20 protein-coding genes and 1 riboswitch are annotated in these 18,666 nt (G+C 37.2%); of the genes, 10 read left to right on the top strand and 10 right to left on the bottom strand.

What is annotated here, in order from left to right:
- The first annotated feature begins 74 nt into the window (after positions 1-74).
- A complete protein-coding gene (gene gap / locus BLT48_RS07840) occupies positions 75-1,088 on the top strand; it encodes a type I glyceraldehyde-3-phosphate dehydrogenase (protein ID WP_089976979.1) in 1,014 nt (337 codons plus the stop codon).
- 107 nt (positions 1,089-1,195) lie between these two features.
- On the opposite strand, the gene BLT48_RS07835 is transcribed toward gap, so the two are convergent.
- Complete coding sequence (locus tag BLT48_RS07835; protein WP_089976976.1) at positions 1,196-2,074, bottom strand: MurR/RpiR family transcriptional regulator; 879 nt, start codon at positions 2,072-2,074, stop codon at positions 1,196-1,198.
- 180 nt (positions 2,075-2,254) lie between these two features.
- On the opposite strand from BLT48_RS07835, the gene BLT48_RS07830 reads away from it, so the two are divergent.
- The 3 genes from BLT48_RS07830 to BLT48_RS07820 all read left to right on the top strand — a co-directional run bounded on the left by BLT48_RS07830 (position 2,255) and on the right by BLT48_RS07820 (position 6,735).
- Positions 2,255-3,691, top strand: coding sequence for a 6-phospho-beta-glucosidase (locus BLT48_RS07830; protein WP_089976972.1), 1,437 nt, complete (start codon positions 2,255-2,257; stop codon positions 3,689-3,691).
- A 54-nt stretch (positions 3,692-3,745) separates the two neighbouring features.
- Positions 3,746-4,585, top strand: coding sequence for a Cof-type HAD-IIB family hydrolase (locus tag BLT48_RS07825; protein ID WP_035020620.1), 840 nt, complete (start codon positions 3,746-3,748; stop codon positions 4,583-4,585).
- Positions 4,586-4,708: 123 nt separating this feature from the next.
- Positions 4,709-4,813: riboswitch (NiCo riboswitch) on the top strand.
- A gap of 98 nt (positions 4,814-4,911) precedes the next feature.
- Positions 4,912-6,735, top strand: a complete 1,824-nt coding sequence (locus BLT48_RS07820; RefSeq protein WP_089976969.1) for a heavy metal translocating P-type ATPase — start codon at positions 4,912-4,914, stop codon at positions 6,733-6,735.
- Positions 6,736-6,799: 64 nt separating this feature from the next.
- Here the strand turns inward: BLT48_RS07820 and BLT48_RS07815 are convergent, their stop codons facing one another.
- The 3 genes from BLT48_RS07815 to BLT48_RS07805 all read right to left on the bottom strand — a co-directional run bounded on the left by BLT48_RS07815 (position 6,800) and on the right by BLT48_RS07805 (position 8,747).
- A complete protein-coding gene (locus BLT48_RS07815; protein ID WP_023179412.1) occupies positions 6,800-7,558 on the bottom strand; it encodes an ABC transporter permease in 759 nt (252 codons plus the stop codon).
- Entirely contained in the window at positions 7,555-8,208 is a 654-nt protein-coding gene (locus BLT48_RS07810; RefSeq protein WP_023179411.1) for an ABC transporter ATP-binding protein, read from the bottom strand. The genes BLT48_RS07815 and BLT48_RS07810 overlap by 4 nt, the downstream gene beginning before the upstream one ends.
- A 116-nt stretch (positions 8,209-8,324) precedes the next feature.
- On the bottom strand, positions 8,325-8,747 hold the full coding sequence (locus tag BLT48_RS07805) for a cupin domain-containing protein (RefSeq protein WP_023179409.1): 423 nt from the start codon (positions 8,745-8,747) through the stop codon (positions 8,325-8,327).
- 132 nt (positions 8,748-8,879) lie between these two features.
- Between BLT48_RS07805 and BLT48_RS14330 the strand changes: the two genes are divergently transcribed.
- Both BLT48_RS14330 and BLT48_RS07795 read left to right on the top strand, forming a co-directional pair.
- A complete protein-coding gene (locus BLT48_RS14330) occupies positions 8,880-9,041 on the top strand; it encodes a PH domain-containing protein (protein ID WP_342341808.1) in 162 nt (53 codons plus the stop codon).
- Positions 9,042-9,382: 341 nt separating this feature from the next.
- The gene (locus tag BLT48_RS07795; protein ID WP_089976965.1) at positions 9,383-9,679 is read left to right on the top strand and encodes an iron-sulfur cluster repair di-iron protein, ric; all 297 of its coding nucleotides are present in this window, start codon (positions 9,383-9,385) and stop codon (positions 9,677-9,679) included.
- 510 nt (positions 9,680-10,189) lie between these two features.
- On the opposite strand, the gene BLT48_RS07785 is transcribed toward BLT48_RS07795, so the two are convergent.
- Genes BLT48_RS07785 through BLT48_RS07760 form a run of 6 tightly spaced genes read right to left on the bottom strand, consistent with a single transcriptional unit; the run spans position 10,190 to position 15,493 of the window.
- On the bottom strand, positions 10,190-10,468 hold the full coding sequence (locus BLT48_RS07785) for a chorismate mutase (RefSeq protein ID WP_089976962.1): 279 nt from the start codon (positions 10,466-10,468) through the stop codon (positions 10,190-10,192).
- Positions 10,461-11,558 (bottom strand): chorismate synthase, encoded by a 1,098-nt coding sequence (gene aroC / locus BLT48_RS07780; RefSeq protein ID WP_089976959.1) that lies wholly within the window; start codon positions 11,556-11,558, stop codon positions 10,461-10,463. The genes BLT48_RS07785 and aroC overlap by 8 nt, the downstream gene beginning before the upstream one ends.
- Positions 11,539-12,792: a 3-phosphoshikimate 1-carboxyvinyltransferase gene (aroA, locus tag BLT48_RS07775; RefSeq protein WP_089976955.1), complete on the bottom strand. Its 1,254-nt coding sequence runs from the start codon at positions 12,790-12,792 to the stop codon at positions 11,539-11,541. The genes aroC and aroA overlap by 20 nt, the downstream gene beginning before the upstream one ends.
- Entirely contained in the window at positions 12,789-13,874 is a 1,086-nt protein-coding gene (gene aroB / locus BLT48_RS07770) for a 3-dehydroquinate synthase (RefSeq protein ID WP_035020603.1), read from the bottom strand. The genes aroA and aroB overlap by 4 nt, the downstream gene beginning before the upstream one ends.
- A gap of 20 nt (positions 13,875-13,894) precedes the next feature.
- Positions 13,895-14,935, bottom strand: a complete 1,041-nt coding sequence (gene aroF / locus BLT48_RS07765; RefSeq protein ID WP_035020601.1) for a 3-deoxy-7-phosphoheptulonate synthase — start codon at positions 14,933-14,935, stop codon at positions 13,895-13,897.
- A 21-nt stretch (positions 14,936-14,956) separates the two neighbouring features.
- Positions 14,957-15,493 carry a hypothetical protein gene (locus tag BLT48_RS07760; protein ID WP_035020599.1) on the bottom strand — a complete coding sequence of 179 codons (537 nt, stop codon included), beginning with the start codon at positions 15,491-15,493 and terminating at the stop codon, positions 14,957-14,959.
- 525 nt (positions 15,494-16,018) lie between these two features.
- Between BLT48_RS07760 and aroE the strand changes: the two genes are divergently transcribed.
- The 4 genes from aroE to BLT48_RS07740 are packed head-to-tail and all read left to right on the top strand — an operon-like array spanning position 16,019 to position 18,636.
- On the top strand, positions 16,019-16,834 hold the full coding sequence (gene aroE, locus BLT48_RS07755) for a shikimate dehydrogenase (RefSeq protein WP_089976951.1): 816 nt from the start codon (positions 16,019-16,021) through the stop codon (positions 16,832-16,834).
- On the top strand, positions 16,831-17,352 hold the full coding sequence (locus tag BLT48_RS07750; protein WP_176944097.1) for a shikimate kinase: 522 nt from the start codon (positions 16,831-16,833) through the stop codon (positions 17,350-17,352). Before aroE ends, BLT48_RS07750 begins: the two co-directional genes overlap by 4 nt.
- Position 17,353: 1 nt before the next feature.
- On the top strand, positions 17,354-17,800 hold the full coding sequence (gene aroQ / locus BLT48_RS07745) for a type II 3-dehydroquinate dehydratase (RefSeq protein WP_089976947.1): 447 nt from the start codon (positions 17,354-17,356) through the stop codon (positions 17,798-17,800).
- Positions 17,800-18,636 (top strand): prephenate dehydrogenase, encoded by an 837-nt coding sequence (locus BLT48_RS07740; protein WP_089976944.1) that lies wholly within the window; start codon positions 17,800-17,802, stop codon positions 18,634-18,636. Before aroQ ends, BLT48_RS07740 begins: the two co-directional genes overlap by 1 nt.
- The last annotated feature ends 30 nt before the right edge of the window (positions 18,637-18,666 follow it).

The following is an 18,666-nucleotide window of genomic DNA, read 5'->3' as shown; positions in this document are numbered from 1 at the left end:
TGCAAACAATTGGAAATTTTATTCTAAAAGCGGTACCATAAAATTAGATTCAAATAAAGAAGGAGGAAATATTCATGTCGATAAAAGTAGCGATTAATGGATTTGGCCGGATTGGACGTTTAGCATTGCGTCGAATGTTGGAAAAGGATACAGATTTAGAGGTTGTCGCGATCAATGATTTGACGGATAATGACGACTTAGTTTATTTGCTAAAATACGATACCGCACAAGGACGTTTTCCATATGAAGTAGCAGTTGGGAATGACGCGATTGTAGTAGATGGAAAAGAGATTAAAGCTTACGCAGAAAAAGATGCAAGTCAATTGCCATGGGGCGATTTAGGAATCGATATTGTTTTAGAATGTACGGGGTTCTATACCTCAGCGAAAAAATCCCAGGCTCATTTGGATGCAGGTGCAAAGCGGGTACTGATTTCCGCGCCAGTAAAAGCTTCAGGTGCAGAAGTAGACAACACTAAAACGATTGTTTATGGTGTGAATCATGATTCGCTGGATGAAAATGATGAAATCATTTCTGCAGCATCTTGTACCACGAACTGTTTGGCACCAATGGCAAATGTTTTGAACGAAAAATATGGTATTAACAGTGCCTTAATGTCAACGATTCATGCGTATACTGCATCGCAAGCATTGCAAGATTCACCAGGTGGACGCAAAAATCGTGCAGGAGCACAAAACGCCATTCCATCTTCAACAGGTGCTGCCAAAGCGGTAGGAAAAGTGATTCCTGAATTGGAAGGGAAAATTGACGGAACAGCCATCAGAATTCCTACCATTACAGGTTCAATGACAGAACTGTATTCTGTTTTGAATAAAGAAGTAACAGTGGAAGAAGTCAACGCGGCAATGAAAGAAGCTGCATCTGAGGCATTCTTATACAATGAAGACGAAATCGTATCTTCAGATGTTATCGGGGTACCAGCAGGTTCGATTTTTGATGCCACTCAAACAAAAGTCATCGAGGGAACGAACGGACAATTAGTCAAAACGGTTGCTTGGTATGATAACGAGTACGGTTTTGTGGCTAATATGGTAGGAACGTTAGAACATTTTGCGAATATTAAATAAATTAATTTTAATTAGCGGGAGGCAATGAGCTTCCCGTTTTTTTGTGTTTATAAATGAGGAAGAAGTATTTAGATATCCCTTCTCCTTCCTTAAATTTACTTATCCAATTAAGACTGTTCTTTAATGATGTCGATGTTTGTTTTTCGGGTATCTGTTGAACGACCGATTTGAATGAGGTGGTTCAAGTTCATTTCATAATCTGCAGTAAAGACGATAGAATACAAAAGGTTCAATAGATAAATGACAGATGTGGTTGAGGTAAAGTTTCCGATTTTAGAATAGAGTTTTTCTCGAGTAGTGATTTTTAATGAACAATCGCTATTTGTTGCAATAGGATTATCTCCTATACTTGTTAAGCTAATAGTGGAAGCTCCTTGTTTTTTCAAAATGTCCATGCATTTTATGAAGGAATCATCTTCACCTGTGTATGAAATAATAAGGGCACAAGTTCGGTTACCACTGTTAAAAGCTTCATACGTACTGTAATCATAAGTGGAAGAAATAGTAATTTTTTTATTGATCCTACGCATCTTAGTCACGAAATCTTGAGCAATGAGCGCATTAGTTTTGCTCGCAAATACCTTGATTTCATCAGCGTTTAATAAGAGTTTTTGTGCATGTTCCAAATCTTTTGAATCTATTAAGGATAGGGTATCCTGAAGAGTATTCTGTTGCAACGTGTTTATTTTATGGGCGATAGAAATTAAATGATCCGTTTGTTCATAAGGTAAGTTGGCGTCAATAGCTGTAAAGTGGCTATTGAGGTACTGCCATTCTTCAAGGTAAGCTTCTTTTAAGTCTAGCCATCCTGTAAATCCCATTTTTTTCGCTACACGAATAAGGCTCGTAGGATTCGTATGAGTTAAATCTGCAATTTTTTGAGTCGTCATGTCTTGTAAGCCTTCAGGGTGATCAATGAGGTAACTTACTAGTACTTGTTCAGCATCTGAAAATGAAGTATGTTTTAATCGTTCAATAAGTAGCATAAAAAGACTCCTTCCTTACACAAATAGTATATGTTTTTGTGTACAGGTTTTACAAGAGCAATCGTTAAATTTAGAAAGTATGTGTAGGAACATTCTACTTGTATATAAGAGATTGAAAAAATGAAACCGTTTAGATAAGATGTAAGTAAGATAAAACTGATTTTATTAGGAGGAAAAAGTATGGGATTTAATAAAGATTTTCTTTGGGGTGGGGCTACTGCTGCTAATCAAAGTGAAGGTGGTTATAACGCGGATGGCCGAGGTTTAGCGAATGTAGATGTCGTTCCAATTGGAGAAGACCGTTACCCAATCATAACAGGAAAAATGAAACATCTGGACTTCGATGAGGAGCATTTTTATCCAGCTAAAGAAGCCATTGATATGTATCATCATTATAAGGAAGATATCGCTTTATTTGGAGAAATGGGATTTAAATCTTATCGCTTTAGTCTAGCTTGGACACGTATTTTTCCAAAAGGTGATGAGGCTGAACCAAATGAAGCAGGGTTACAATTTTACGATAACCTTATTGATGAATGTCTTAAGTACGGCATCGAACCTATTGTTACAATCACACATTTTGATATGCCAATCCATTTGATTAAAGAATATGGGGGTTGGCGCAGTCGTAAAGTAGTCGATTTTTATGAAAATCTTGTCACTGTATTATTTAATCGTTATAAAGGAAAAGTAAAGTATTGGATCACTTTCAATGAGATCAATATGCTATTGCATGCACCGTTTATGGGAGCTGGATTAGTATTTGAAGAAGGAGAAAATGAAGAACAAGTAAAATATACAGCAGCCCATCATGAATTAGTAGCCAGTGCGTTAGCGACCAAGATCGCTCATGAAGTAGATCCGGAAAATAAAGTCGGCTGTATGATCGCAGCTGGACAGTATTATCCAAATACACCAAATCCTGCAGATGTTCGTCAAGCTCAAGTAGACAATCAAGAAAACTTTTTTTTTATTGACGTACAGTCTCGTGGCGAATACCCTAATTATGCATTGAAACGCTTGGCTAATGAAGGGATAGAAATTCCTTTTGTAGAAGGAGATAAGGAACTACTGAAGAAGCATACGGTTGATTATATATCATTTTCTTATTATTCTTCGCGGGTTTCTGCCGTTCAAGATGAACAAGAAAAAGTAGGTGGAAATATATTTGATTCCATTAAAAACCCTTATTTAGAAGCAAGCGAATGGGGCTGGCAAATCGATCCAATCGGTTTCCGTATCACGATCAATGAGTTATATGACCGTTATCAAAAACCGTTATTTGTAGTTGAAAATGGATTAGGAGCAGTCGATACGCCTAATGCAGATGGATCTATAGTGGATGATTACCGTATCGATTATCTAAAACAACATATCGAAGCTATGAAAGAAGCTGTGGACAAAGATGGAGTAGAAATTTTAGGGTATACGTCTTGGGGATGTATCGATTTGGTTTCCGCGTCAACTGGGGAAATGAAAAAAAGATATGGCTTTATTTATGTAGACCGAGACAATGAAGGTAATGGAACAATGGCGCGTTCGAAGAAAAAGTCTTTTGACTGGTATAAACAAGTGATTGCTTCTAATGGTGAAAATGTAGACTATACAAAAGGATAATTTAGTTTGAAGGTCATGCTTACTTATTGGTATGGCCTTTTTAAGGAGGTTACTATGGAATCAAACTATGTTTTTTTAGATGTGGATGGAACATTAGTAGATTATTCTAATGAATTACCGAATTCTGCAGTCAAAGCTATTAAAGTTGCGCAAGCCAACGGTCATAAAGTGTACCCGGTGACTGGACGCAGCAAAGCTGAAATGTATGATGAACTATTAGAGATCGGTTTTGATGGGTATATTGGTGGAAATGGCAACTATGTTGAAAGTGATAATGAAGTTATTTTGCATCAATTAATAACAGCAGAACAAGAAAAAATGATTGTAGACTGGCTGAATAACCGTGGATTAGCTTTTTATTTGGAGTCCAACAATGGATTGTTTGCAAGTGAACAGTTTGAGACACGTGGAGAGCAAACGGTTAAAGACTATGCTGCTTATAAAGAAAAATCCGGTACAGAAACAATGACGGTGCGACAAGCATTTCCAGAAATGATTTTTGATGGTCAATTGTATCGAGCTGACGTGAACAAAATCAGTTTCATTTTAGAAGAGTATGAAGATTACCTAGCTGCAGCCGATTTTTTTTCTGACTTTCAAGTAGGTACGTGGGGAGGTATAGGTGAACAAGCTCTGTTTGGAGATATTGCCTTAGCAAACATTACAAAACAGACAGCTATTAAAAAACTGTTAGAACATCATGGAGTTGACCGAAAGAACACGATAGCTTTTGGCGATGCAAAAGTAGATATTCCTATGCTTGAATATTGTGAAATAGGTGTAGCAATGGGAAATGGCGGTAAAGAAATAACAGCTATGGCTGATCACATAACTGACAGTGTTGATAATGACGGACTAGAAAAAGCCTTTCTCCATCTTGGATTGATAGAGTAAACTCGATTGAATTCAGTAAAAGTGGAGTAACATTTGATACTTCAATTAGTAAATGGTATTATAAGTGTATATAAATCTAATTTAACTTGCTCTTCTTTCTTATAGCTAATGTAAGAATGAGAGCCAATTAAATCTGAACAGGCGGTGAACTCTTAGAGGTTCATGCGGCCGGATCACACATGTGTGATAGCAGAGTAGTGCCAAAAAAGGCACACCTGTGGGACAGTACTACTGTCCTATAGGTGTGCCTTTTTTATTTTTACTTTTTATTAAGGAGGGGTAATTTAACCACTAACTTAAAAATAATTACAGAAAGGAAGAGGGAAATGTTGAAGTTTTTAAGCAATACGCGTTCAGGACAGTTTTTAGTCATTGGAGTCTTTTTTACGATTATTGGATTTATTTTAAATACGATGGGAGGTTTTTATAGTTCAATTTCTTTTTATGGGGCAATTTTCTTTTTAGGGTTCTTTTCAGCTAAAAAAGCGGTGACAGAAACAATCCATTCTAAAGCTCCCAATGTTGATTTGCTAATGGTTTTAGCAGCATTAGGTGCATGTTTGATTCATTATGAATCAGAAGGAGCTGTATTACTGCTCATTTTTGCTGGCTCAGAAGCTCTAGAATCCTATGCAACCAATAAATCAAAAAGTGCTATTTCTGAGTTGCTATCTCATGTGCCTTCTACAGCGCAACTGCTAAAAGATAATGATGAAGTGAGTGAAGTACCTACTGAATTGTTAAAAGTTGGTGACATTGTAGTCGTTTCAAAAGGAGCACAGATACCTATTGATGGGTATTCCGACCGAAAAACGCAAATTAATGAATCCAGCCTTACTGGGGAATCAATGCCTGTTGAAAAAGAAAAAGGAGCCGAAGTATTTTCTGGAACTTTCAATGAAGGGAATGCCTTTCATCTTGAAGTGAATAAAACGAGTGATCAAACCGTCTTCTCAAATATTATACGGATGGTAGAAGAAGCGCAGAAAAGCCCTTCGAAAATTTCGGAAATTATTGATCGTTTTGAAACGAAATACGTACTAGTAGTTTTAATTATGGTCCCATTATTCATTGCGAGTCTTTATTATTTTAACGGGTATAGCTTTGAGGAAGCTTTTTATAGAGGAATGGTTTTATTAACCGTTGCTAGTCCATGTGCTTTGGTCGCTTCTGCTACACCAGCAACATTAAGTGCTATCAGTAATGGAGCAAAAAATGGGGTGTTAGTTAAAGGAGGAGCAGCAATGGAGTCTTTGAATACGATGGATATTTTATATAGCGATAAAACAGGTACACTGACATTTGGTGATTTCAGAGTATTAAATTATGAAATTCCAGAAGATATTCTGAATGAAGTGGTTTATATGGAACAACAATCTAACCATCCAATAGCTAATGCTATTGTGGCAGCTTTTGAAAACAGAAACTTTAAAGACATTGATACTTCAGAACCTGTGGAGGAAATAGCTGGACAAGGCGTTAGAAAAGGAGCAATTGAAATAGGAAAACCAAGTACGTTTATTGGGTATCCTGATAAAAATTATTATCTTGATAAAGTAGTTGAAGAAAATACGACTATTTTTGTAGCGAAAAGTAATGAAATTGTGGGGTACATTTCTCTTTCTGATGAAATTCGGTATGAAGCAATCGAAGCAGTAGCTGGTTTTCAAAAAGAAGGTATTCAAGTTGTACTTTTGACTGGAGACAATGAAATGGTTGCTTCGAAAGTTGCTAAGGAAGTCAAAGTAAATGATTATGTAGCAAATTGTCTTCCAGAAGATAAGATTAAACATATCCTAAAAAGTCAGCGAAATAAAAAGGTGGTAGGCATGGTTGGAGATGGAATCAATGATGCACCCGCATTAGCGAATGCGGATATCGGCATTGCTATGGGGAGTGGATCATCGGTGGCGATAGAGTCAGCTGATGTGGTGATTGTAAAAAATGATTTAGCTAAATTGCTTTATAGTTATCACTTAAGCAAACGATTGAACCGAATTATTAAACAAAATATTTTCTTCTCCATCAGTGTGATCATCCTATTGATGATTTTAAACCTTTTAGGTTATTTAGATTTGCCGGTAGGAGTTGTCTTCCATGAAGGATCGACGATTTTAGTTATTTTGAATGGATTACGTTTGTTGCGTTAAAAAAAATATAAAAGCGTGTGAGCCTATTGGAATTTCCGATAGGCTCACACGCTTTTTATTGGTTTTAATCTTTTAGTTGTTTCCTTGCTGTATAAAATTCTTTATAAGCCAGGTAACTAGCAATCACAGATGCAATACTTGTAGTGGATAGCAACATAAAGGTAACCATGATTTGGTACTTTATCGCATGCGTAGGGTTTACGCCAGCAAACATTAATCCTGACATCATACCGGGTAAACTAACAATTCCGATTGTCTTTGCAGATTCTATTGTTGGGAGCATTCCTGCACGAATACTATCACGTACTATAGAGATAGAAGCTTGTTTTAAATTTGCCCCTAGGGCCAATTTTTCTAATACTTGTTGACGTTGGTCTTTAAATTTCGAGTTCAAATTACGGTAACAAATTCCAATCGCAATCATTGAGTTACTGGCAATCATTCCTGATATTGGAATAACCTGAGAAGGGATGAATAAAATAGCTCCTGATAATAGTAAAACAATCAAAGTTAAACTAGTAGCTGTTAAGATTGCAATAAAAGATATTTTAAATGCATTTGATATACCATTGCTTTTCTTCCCCGCATTAAAAGAGGCATTAAAAATAATAACTAAAACAAGTGCTAATGTCACAATAATATTATTTAATTTAAAGACATAGCCCAATAAATAACCAACAGCAAATAGTTGAATAACGGCTCGAACAACACCGATTAAAATATCTTTACCTAAGCCTAACTTTTCTTTATAAACAACAATAAGTGCTATACCAACTAAGGCAGTTGCAAAGAATAAGGATGAATTATTAATAGCTAAGTTCATTTCGGTTCCTCCATTTCGCCATTAACTAATTGAATAATACGATTTGAAGCTTGAATCTCTACTGCATTATGGGTGACCCACAAGATTGTAACACCCTGTTCGTGATTGAGATTACGAATTAAATTACGAATAATTTCTTGGTTTTCATGATCTAACGCGCTGGTTACTTCATCTAGTAAGAGGACTTTAGGCATAAATAAAACATTACGAATCAATGCTACCCTTTGCTTTTCCCCACCAGACAATGCGTTGACTGATTTAGTTAAATACTCTGCTCCTAAACCAACTTTTTTTAAAGCATCTAAGGCTTTTTTTTCATTAAAAGGCTGATCTCTGATAACGAATGGGAACATTAGATTATCTTTTACAGTTTCTCCAAAAAGCGTTGCTGTTTGGAAACAGTAGGATACTTCTTTGCGATAATCAGTAGGTTCGTAGTCATCAATTGGTTTACTTTGATAAGAAACGGTTCCTTCAGTTGGAGACAAGAGTGAAGCAATAATTTTTAATAAGGTACTTTTTCCACTTCCTGAGGGTCCTGTAATCGTTAAGAATTCTCCCTCTTCAACAGACAGCGTTATTCCTTTTAAAATAGCTTTTCCATCTAATTCGTAGCCTAGTTGGGTTGTGTTTAATAGTGGTGTCTCCATATATTCTCCTCCTTAGTCTATATTTAATAAATTACAAAAATGAGAGTCCAATATTTAGAGCTGTTGCTCAAATATTTGGACTCAAAACAGTCTTTTTTTATAAAGCGAGGCTTTTTTTAGTGTTCATTAGGATCGTTTTCTGCGTCTTCATGAGTTGGGTGTATAGTACCTTCAACATGATCAGGACCAGCATAAATGGTATATAATTTTAGTGGTTTGTCACTAGTATTTTTAATATTGTGCCACATATCTGCTGGAACCAATACTGCTTCATCTTCAGAAACAACTTGTTCAAAATTTAAGTTATCTTCAGAAGGTCCCATTTGGCATAGCCCTTGGCCTTCTTCGATGCGAATAAATTGATCAATTCCATGATGAACTTCTAGGCCAATATCATCGTTTGGTTGAATAGTCATGACGGTTACTTGTAATTTAGCGCCTGTCCATATCGTTGTACGGTAGTTATCATTTTGCACTGTAGCATCTTCAATATTTACAACATAAGGTTTCTTGCCATGATCTTTAAAATCAATACTCATTATCCTAATCACTCCATTTCATAATAATTATTTAATTATATTAATTACAATCTAAATATAGCAAATTATCAGTTGAAAAACAAGTATTAATGACTTGAATGTAGCTACTAGCTTTTATTATATTTAAAAAAAATAAGCTTTACATACAATACCTCGTGGTGTATTAAATTAGAAAAACTATTTAGAAACGAAAATAGAAAATCGAACAAACGATTGATTGTTCGTGATGCACAAGGATTACGTGGGAAGAAAATCGAGATTTATTCTTTAACTTATAGTTCAATCAACATGTAGTCCACCGAAAATGCAGGAAATTTTGATATCAATGCGAAAGTTGAATTATGGACGAGAGCAGGCAATATCAAAATTGGCTTAGGAAAAGATATCGATAGTAGAAAATTTGATGATTTGATTGTGTCGATTTTACTTTAATTACCTAATAATCTGTGTGATGGTGTTACTTCATAAAAAGCCAAAGAAATAAAATGTAAGCTTTACAATAGTTTGTTTCTTTGACTTTTTTTGATTTTGTCAAGATTTCAAAACTTGATGTGGGTCAATTTTCCATTGTGACATATGGACTATACTGCTGTTATAAAGCAAAATAACCTACACAAGAAAGAAGGAATTCACTAATGGCAACATTTAATGAAGTAGCAGAGCACTATTTTGAAAAATTGGATATATTTACACTAGCAATCACGCGTGCACACGGTAAGAACCATCCTGAAGCGTTTGAAGTACGAAGTTTATTTAATACAATGAAGGAAAAGACAACAGAAGCAGGTACCACCGGTAAGCCACATTTAGAGGAAGAATTTGCGAAATTACGTAAAATAACATCCAACTATACTATTCCTGGAGATGTGTGTGGAACCTATGCAGGGGTATACAACATGCTATCTGAAACAGATCACGCTTATCACGCATAATTTGCGGATTCGAAAAATAGTAAATCCCAGAAGGAAAAAGAATTATTTCTGGGATTTTTTTGCTCGTTATAAGATATACTAAAATTGTGCCAATCGAATTAAAAATTTTATAACTGAAGACAGGGTATACATAGAGGGGATTGAAAGAAGGAAAAGAATATCTATGCTAACAAAAGAAGCTGCTCAACACGTTGTTTATGAAATTATGAAACTCTATAGCAGAAAATGCCACGCCCAAACAAATTGAAGAACGCGTGACAGAAATTATCCCAGCAAAATACTGGGGAAGAGCACACCAATCCATGATTTCTTTCGGAAGATAAATATGCGTGCCCAGAAATATGAAATGCCATGAGTATCTCCAGTTGTATGAGAATTTAGAAGGAATAAATTTAATGGAGTAAGTTATCTTTGGGAGAAAAAAAGGGAAACATCAGCTATAAAAAAATAGGTTATTCAATGAACGCAACCGTTCATGAATAACCCGATTTTGTGCAATAAATCGATAAATTACGGTTTTGATTTTAAGAGAGCCGTTTGAGTTTCTTTCGTGATATCCATCATAGATTGAAAAAGCTTCGTTACTTGCGGTTCAAATGTTTTATCTGTTAAGCGGCTAATATTTTTTTCGATAACAGCTTGCTCGCGGCTGGCATCCAATACAGGTAAGTTGCGTTGCTTTTTGTAGCGACCGACTTTTAAAACTGTGTTTAGCCGTAACTCAAACAAGCGAGTAAGTTCCTGATCAATCTCATCAATGTCTTTTCGGTACTGTTCCAATTCATTCATTCGATTGTCCTCCAAGCATCAAATCCATTAATCCGATAGCGGTAACCGCCTCTAAGACCGGCAGTACCCGTGGAACGATACAAGGATCGTGACGTCCTTCAACTTCTAATTCAGTCTCTGTTCCTTCTTGGATATTGATTGTCTGTTGCTTCTTTTTGATGGAAGCAGGTGGTTTAACGGCAGCTCTGAAGACGATGGGCATGCCATAAGTAATCCCGCCAATGATTCCACCATTATTGTTGGAGCGTGTTTTGATGCGCCCTTGTTCATCATAGTAGTATTCATCATTCGCTTCTGAACCGCGCATTTTGGTAATATCGAATCCTGTTCCAAATTCAATGCCCTTAATGGCTGGCACGGCAAATACGAGGTGAGCCAGTTGAGATTCAACTGAGTCAAAAAATGGATTCCCATACCCGGCATCTAATCCTAAGACAAATGTTTCAACGACGCCGCCTACAGAATCCCCATCTTCTTTGGCTTCCAAAATCAAGTCGGTCATTTCCACTTTTTTTTCAGCATTAAACAAAGGAAGCTGTTCTTCTTTGAACTGTTCGATTTGCTCTAACGTGACCGTTTCTTGATCCTCGAAAGTTTCATCTTCGATTGTTCCAATCGATTGAATATGAGATCCTACTGTTACGCCTTTTTGTTTCAGCCATTGCTGACAAATAGCACCTGCAAATACGAGAGGAGCAGTGATCCTCCCGGAAAAATGGCCGCTGCCACGATGGTCATTGTGGCCATTGTAACGCACTCGTCCGGGGTAATCAGCTTGTCCTGGGCGCATAACATCTTTCAGCACACTGTAGTCTTTGGAGCGCGTATTTGTGTTCCAAATAATGGCAGTCAGTGGTGCACCAGTTGTTTTCCCATCTAAAAAGCCGCTTAAAATTTCTGGATGATCCTTTTCTTTTCTTGGTGTCGTCAATTCATTTTTCCCTGGCGCTCTGCGTGCCATTTCAACTAAAACCTGTTCCATATCTATTTCCAAACCTGGAGGCAGGCCATTGATGGTAATACCAATCGCCACACCATGTGACTCTCCAAATAGTGAGAGTTGTAAATTTTTACCCCATATTCCACTCATGTATTTTTCCTCCTAGTTGTTGGAATGTCTCCCAAAAGTTGGGATAAGACTTCTTAACACAATCTGTGTCTTTGATGTGAATTGGTTCTTGACACACCGTTGAAGCGATGGCCAACATCATAGCCATGCGATGATCCTTGTGACTCCAAACTTCTTGACCGCCTGATAGTTCAGAAACCCCTTCAATCAAAAGCGAATCTCCTACAATCTCAATCTGTGCGCCTAAAGCAGTCAACTCTTTTTGTGTAGCAACTAAGCGATCACTTTCTTTGATCCGTAGACGTTCCAGATTGATAATTTTTGTTTTTCCTTTGCTTAACGCAGCGACTAGAGCTACTACTGGAATAATATCGGGAACTTGAGCTCCATCTATAATTCGTTCACTATCATTAGACCCGCCGTTCACTGTCTCTAAGATCGAGACGATAGCTTGATCACCTTGTAAAGAATCTGAATCCAAACCATTTACCAAAAGCTCATTCCCTAATGCATTTGCACTCAACCAGAAGGCTGCTTGTGAGTAGTCACCTTCGACTGTGTAATCACGGGCGGTATAAGCTTGCTGGCCTTTGATGCGATATTCTTGCCCATCCTCATCTTGTTCAATCACAATGCCAAAGGATTGCAAGACAGACAGGGTTAAATCAATGTAGCCTTTCGATTCTAAATGAGTCGTAATTTTTAGGATAGAGTCTTCGGTAAGTAAAGGCAAGGTCAGTAACATACCGGTGATAAACTGGGAACTGATATCGCCACGCATTTCATAGATACCTGATGTTAAAGGTCCAGCGACACTCAACTGTAGATTTTCAGTTGCGGCTTGTTTATAGTGGAGTGATTGAGCCTCGAATAATTCTTGATAAGGTTCAAGCGGGCGTTTGCCTAAATGTCCTTGACCGATAAAATGCGTTTCTCCTGTAAACAGTGTCGCTAAAGGAATCAGAAAACGCAAGGTAGAGCCGGACTCATTGCAATTGATTGTACGAATTTCCTTAGCAGATCCATTACGGATGCCATCAATAGTCAATGTCTGATCATCGTAAGAAATAATCGCTCCAAACGAACGCATACCCTCTATAGTTGCAAGGATATCATCAGATAGTTGAACATTCTTGATCGTGCTGCGACCTGTTGCTAAACTGGCGCAGATCACTGCACGATGTGCTATGCTTTTAGAAGGCGGGACAATAACCGTTCCGTTTAATGTAGTAGGAGTAAGAGTTAGGTTAGTCATGTTGTTCCTCCAGTGTCTAAAGAATCGAAAAATGATAAAGACGTTTGATGTACGGTAGCGTTTCCGATGTCAGATAAAACAATCACGGATAAACTGCCTGCAATATTTTTTTTGTCTTTTTTGATATAAGGCAATAGTTTAGGGTAATCTTCAGGATCCTCTAGTTCAGTAGGTAAACGATGTTGTTGTAAAAGAGTAATCAATCGATCAGTGGTTCCATCTGTTGTCAGCTGTTTGGATTCTGCAATTCTTGAAATCGCAACCATGCCAATGGCCACACCTTGACCATGGGTATATGTTTTATAATGGTAGTACGCTTCAATAGCGTGTCCCAACGTATGTCCAAAGTTCAACACCATTCGTTCACCCAAATCTTTTTCATCTGCCTGCACAATCACTTGTTTGATCGTGCAACAAGTTTCGATGATCCAATCGATGTGTTGCATGACTTCTTTTCGAGAAGACAAGTCCATCAGACGATGAAATAAATTGAGATCTTTTATACAGCCATACTTGATTACTTCCGCCATTCCATCAGCAAAGGCAGAATCTGTCAACGTCTCTAGAACCAATGGATCAATCAAGACGAGTAGGGGGTGATAAAAAGCACCGACTAAGTTTTTTCCCTCAGGTAAATCGACGCCAACTTTTCCTCCTACACTACTGTCAACTTGCGCTAGCAGAGTGGTGGGGATTTGGACATAGGAGATACCTCTCAAGTAAGAAGAAGCGGCGAAACCAGTGATGTCGCCGATCACGCCACCGCCTAGAGCGATGATCAAGTCGCTACGTGTTAAGCCAAACTCAGCAAATGCACTGTAGAGATTGGGCAGCGAGTCAAATGTTTTAGTTTGTTCTCCAGGAGGCAAAACAATGCACTGCACTTCATAATCCGCTGCTTCCAAATCTTTTATAATGGATTTAGCGTAAAGGTCATAGACGGTTTCATCGGTGACAATGGCAATTTTGGCTCCAGTAAAGACTTTTGAGACTTCATTACTGACGCGGTTGAGTATTCCTTTTTCAATCTTTAATTCGTAACTCACTTCATTTGTTGGAAGTTTAATAGTTAAGACAGACATTGATGTTATCCTCCCACAATTTATTTGGTCAAAATAGTAGCTGCTTCATCGATTGAACGACCTTCGAACTCAGCTAGCTTACGAGCTTTTTCCATCAATCTAGCGAATTCATCTGGTGTCAAACATTGTTCGCCATCGCTCCAAGCGTTAGCTGGATCATTGTGAACTTCAATCATTAAACCATCTGCTCCGGCAACGATCCCTGATTTAGCACCTGCTTCAACCAAGTAAGACATCCCACCAGCATGGCTCGGGTCGATAATGATCGGCAAGTGAGAAAGTTCTTTAATGACAGGAACAGCTTGGATATCTAGTGTATTGCGGGTTTCTGTTTCAAATGTCCGAATGCCGCGTTCGCATAAAATAACATTTTCATTTCCTCCAGCCATGATGTACTCAGCTGACATCAACCATTCTTTGTAAGTTGCAGATAAGCCACGTTTTAATAGGACTGGTGTATTCGTTCGTCCAATTTCTTTTAGTAAATCAAAATTTTGCATGTTGCGTGCGCCAATTTGAATGATATCTACTGAGTCAACAAATTGATCGACCCATTTTGTCGACATCAATTCAGTCACAATAGGCATACCCGTTTCAGCTTTAGCAACTTGGAGCATTTTTAATCCTTCTAATTCAAGACCTTGGAAACTGTATGGAGAAGTTCTTGGCTTGAATGCACCGCCGCGTAAGAAGTTCGCACCAGCTTGTTTAAGTTGTTTTGCAATAGTCACAATTTGTTCTTCACTTTCTACAGAACATGGTCCCGCGATAATACCTAATTTAGTACCACCGATTGTTTCGTCACCAATTTTGATGATAGAATTCTCAGGATGAAATTTTCTATTCGCTCTTTTGTAAGGGTCTTCTACACGAATAACTTGTTCTACTTCCGAAAAAGCATGCAATTGGTGAGCATCGATTCCACTAGTATCGCCGATCAGACCTAGAAAATCGCGCTTGATATCGGTGAAATGACTCACGGTAACTCCTTGAGATTCTAATTTAGCAGCTAATTCTTTAACCTCATTTGCTTTAATTCCTTGTTTTAATACGATTATCATAGTCATTCTCCTCTGTATTGTTTAGTTTATTTTGTACAAACACCACACCATTACTGGCTCATAACGTTCTTCAATCGTGTACCCTACCTTTTTTTCTTTTTCAAACACATCCTCACTAATAATCGTATATTTCAGATTCTTTTTACAAAAGGCTGACCAAGCTTTGAATTTACTGTCTGAAAATTCAATTACTGTATCTTCGTTTTTTTTGATTAAATATTTTTTCAAAAAAATAGTGGTGGCTGGATGAATCATCGCTCGGTTTTCTGCATAAAAGCTATTTTTAATGAGAACCATGGGCTTGGTTTTTCGTTGGAAGACATCTACCAATTCAACTTTATCCCAGTAATCATAATTAAATTCTTTCCACCCGTAATCTTTTCGGGCGCTTTTAAAAGCTACAGGAAACAATACGTATTGTTCGGATAACTGATGAATATTGTGTAATAAGCTGTCAAAAGATGGATAGCCTACAATACCATCGTCTTCTGAATGGAGTAAAGATTCTGCGACTGTATAACTATCTGTGCTGCTTGGTCCTAACGTATGAATGATCATCTATTTTCCTCCACTAAAATTATTGAAAAACGAAAAAACGCCACACCCGATAGTCTATTGAAAGATTATCGAATGTAGCGTTAGGTAAGTTCACTAATAGTATAAATAAAATCAGATTAGTTCGTTGCCCCTTCGATTTCTTTCAAAATCTATAGGGCAACTGTTGTTAGCAGCTTAAAAAACTTTAGCCTCTATAGATTTTCTCATAAAGAAGCTAAAATAATAATTATTCAATTGTGAGTCCATTGCAGTTTTAAGTTGTGCTTGTAAGTTCATGGTGGTCTCTCCTCAATTGATCATTATCAGCTGGTTACCAACTGTGAGACCAATATTAGCAAGTAAAAAAAGTATTGTCAACAAAAAATAAAAAATTAATTTTTAAAAATAATATTAAAAGCAGGTTAAACGATGGTATTAAAAGAATGAGAAGTATTAAAAATAAGTTTAAAATAAATTTTTAATTGAACTTTAGGTTTCTTTTGTCTATACTTCAACACATTATCAAAGGATGGGAAGAGGTGCCTTATGAACTTTTACGGATTATTAGGAGAATCGCTTGTACATAGCCATTCTCCAAGCCTCCATAAGTTAATTTATCAAAAAGTAGGACTAGACGCTGCTTACAAGCTCTTTGCGTTTCCACCAGCACAATTAAAACAAGCGATGGATGGTATTCGAACGTTATCCATCAATGGGGTAAACGTCACAATTCCTTATAAAGAAGCTGTTATCCCTTATCTAGACGAAGTCGGTCCGTTAGCCAAAAAAATGGGAGCAGTGAATACGATTGAAAATGCAAATGGAAAGTTAATTGGGCACAATACAGATTACGCTGGCTTTGGCTTGATTTTAAGCCGTAGACAATGGGAGGTAAACGGGAAAATAGCAGTTATTTTAGGCTCAGGAGGCGCCTCGAAAACAGTTGAAGCGTATTTAATGGATTACGGGATTAAGATGATCTATATTGTGTCACGGAGGCCAGAACGGTTTAAAAATACCGAAAATAAAAGGTATACCAATTATGAGGAAGCCCAATCTTTAATGGGAGATTTTTTAATTAATACTTCGCCTGTTGGCATGTACCCTAATATCAATCAGTCTCCATTAAGTGAGAAGACTATTCAGCAATTTGATTATTTGATTGACCTGGTTTATAACCCTAGTGAAACTACTTTTTTAAGATTGGGACGTGAAAACAACAAGCAAACGGCTAATGGTTTAGATATGTTAGTGGGTCAAGCTGTTCGAGCAATAGAAATCTGGGAAAAGTGTTCAATTGGTGAACAAGTTACGGAAGAGTTGATTTCTGAATGGAAAACAAAAAATGGTGAAAATTTATGAAGACGAATATTGTGTTGATTGGTATGACAGGTAGCGGGAAAAGTACTATTGGAGAAAAACTTAGTCAACAACTAGGCATGCCGTTTAAAGATATCGATCTTTTTATTGAACATACAACAAAACAGTCCATTCCGGAACTATTTGAAGTAAGCGAAGCTCATTTTAGAGCAATTGAAACAAAAGCCTGTAAAAAAATAGCAGCAACTGAAAATCACACAGTTATTTCGTGTGGTGGCGGAGTAGTTTTGAATCCCGAAAATATTCAGGCACTAAGAAAAACAGGGTGGATTGTGTTCATCGATCGTCCTATCGAACACATCATTAAAGATATCGAAATTGGACATCGACCGTTATTAAAAGAAGGCAAGGGTAAACTATACCAATTTCACGAACAGCGTTTGAATCTGTATCAGTCATTCGCTGATTTTAGAGTAGACAATCAGTCCGGTTTAGAAGATGTACTGAACACTATCAAGAATAATCTTCCAAAAACCATTACGCATAAAAGGAGAGGCTAGCATGAAAATCGTTATTATTAATGGTCCAAATTTAAACTTTTTAGGTACCCGTGAACCTGAGATATATGGTAAGCAAACATTAAAAGAGATAGAACGTAAGATTCAGCAGTACGCTGAAAATCAAGAAGTAGACTGTTCCTTTTTCCAAAGCAATTCTGAAGGAGAGTTGATTGACCGAATCCAACAAGCTCATATTGATAAGGTAGATGGAATTGTTCTTAATCCTGCAGCTTATACCCATTACAGTTATGCCATTCATGATGCAGTAAAATCCGTAAATGTACCAACCGTTGAAGTGCATTTAAGTGCTATTCATTCTCGAGAATCTTTCCGGAAAGACTCTGTCGTAGCACCTGCTTGTATTGGACAAATTTCAGGATTTGGAGCAACCGGTTATTTGTTAGCTATCCAAGCATTGAAAGAAGCCAGAAATAAAGGTGAGAACTAATGAACATTGCGATTGTCGGTTTAGGAGTCATTGGAGGTTCGTTTGCTAAAGGTCTTCAAGCAGCTGGATATAACAATGTTTATGGGATAGACGTCAGCGAATCCACGTTAAAAACAGCTGTAAATCAGGGAATGATAAAAAAAGGATTTGTAGAGGCTAATGACATTTTACAGGATATGGATGTCATTATGATTTCTCTTTATCCAAATCAAATTGCGCCATTTGTCGAACAATATAAAAATATCTTGAAAGATGGATCCATTTTAACCGATGTGACAGGTGTTAAAGCAGCCATTATAGAAAAAGTTTCTAAGGTACTTCCTTCAACAGTCGACTTTGTATTTGCTCATCCGATGCGCGGAAGTGAAAAAAAAGGAATCATTGGAGCAGACCACACGCGATTTATAGGAGCAAATGCTTTGATTACTCCTATACCGACAAATAAAGAAGCCTCTTTACAACTCATTGAAAAGCTCTATAAAGAGATTGGATTTGATCAAGTAACGCGTGTTTCTCCTGGAAAACATGATGAACAAATCGCCTATGTCAGTCAATTGATGCATGTCTTGTCTGTAGCAGTTGTAAATAGCCAACAAGCTTCAGAAGAAACACTGACGTTTGCTGGAAATAGTTTTCAAGAACTCACCAGAATCGCGGATATAAATGGGGAACTATGGAGTGAACTGTTTTTAAACAACCGCACAGCTTTGTTAACGTCGATTGAACACTTTGAGACTGAACTAAATGCTATGAAACTTACGCTAGCAGATAATGATGAAGACGAGTTGAAAAAGATATTTAAACAGGCTACTAGTAAACGAAGAGAATGGTACTAAGTGCTTTCCCTGAAAAAGGAGTTTCAATCT

This window comes from Carnobacterium viridans (assembly GCF_900102725.1).
In the GTDB taxonomy this organism is placed as follows: Bacteria; Bacillota; Bacilli; order Lactobacillales; family Carnobacteriaceae; genus Carnobacterium_B; species Carnobacterium_B viridans.
The sequence above is the reverse complement of the archived record's forward strand: the minus strand, read 5'-3'. Positions and strand labels throughout refer to the sequence as shown.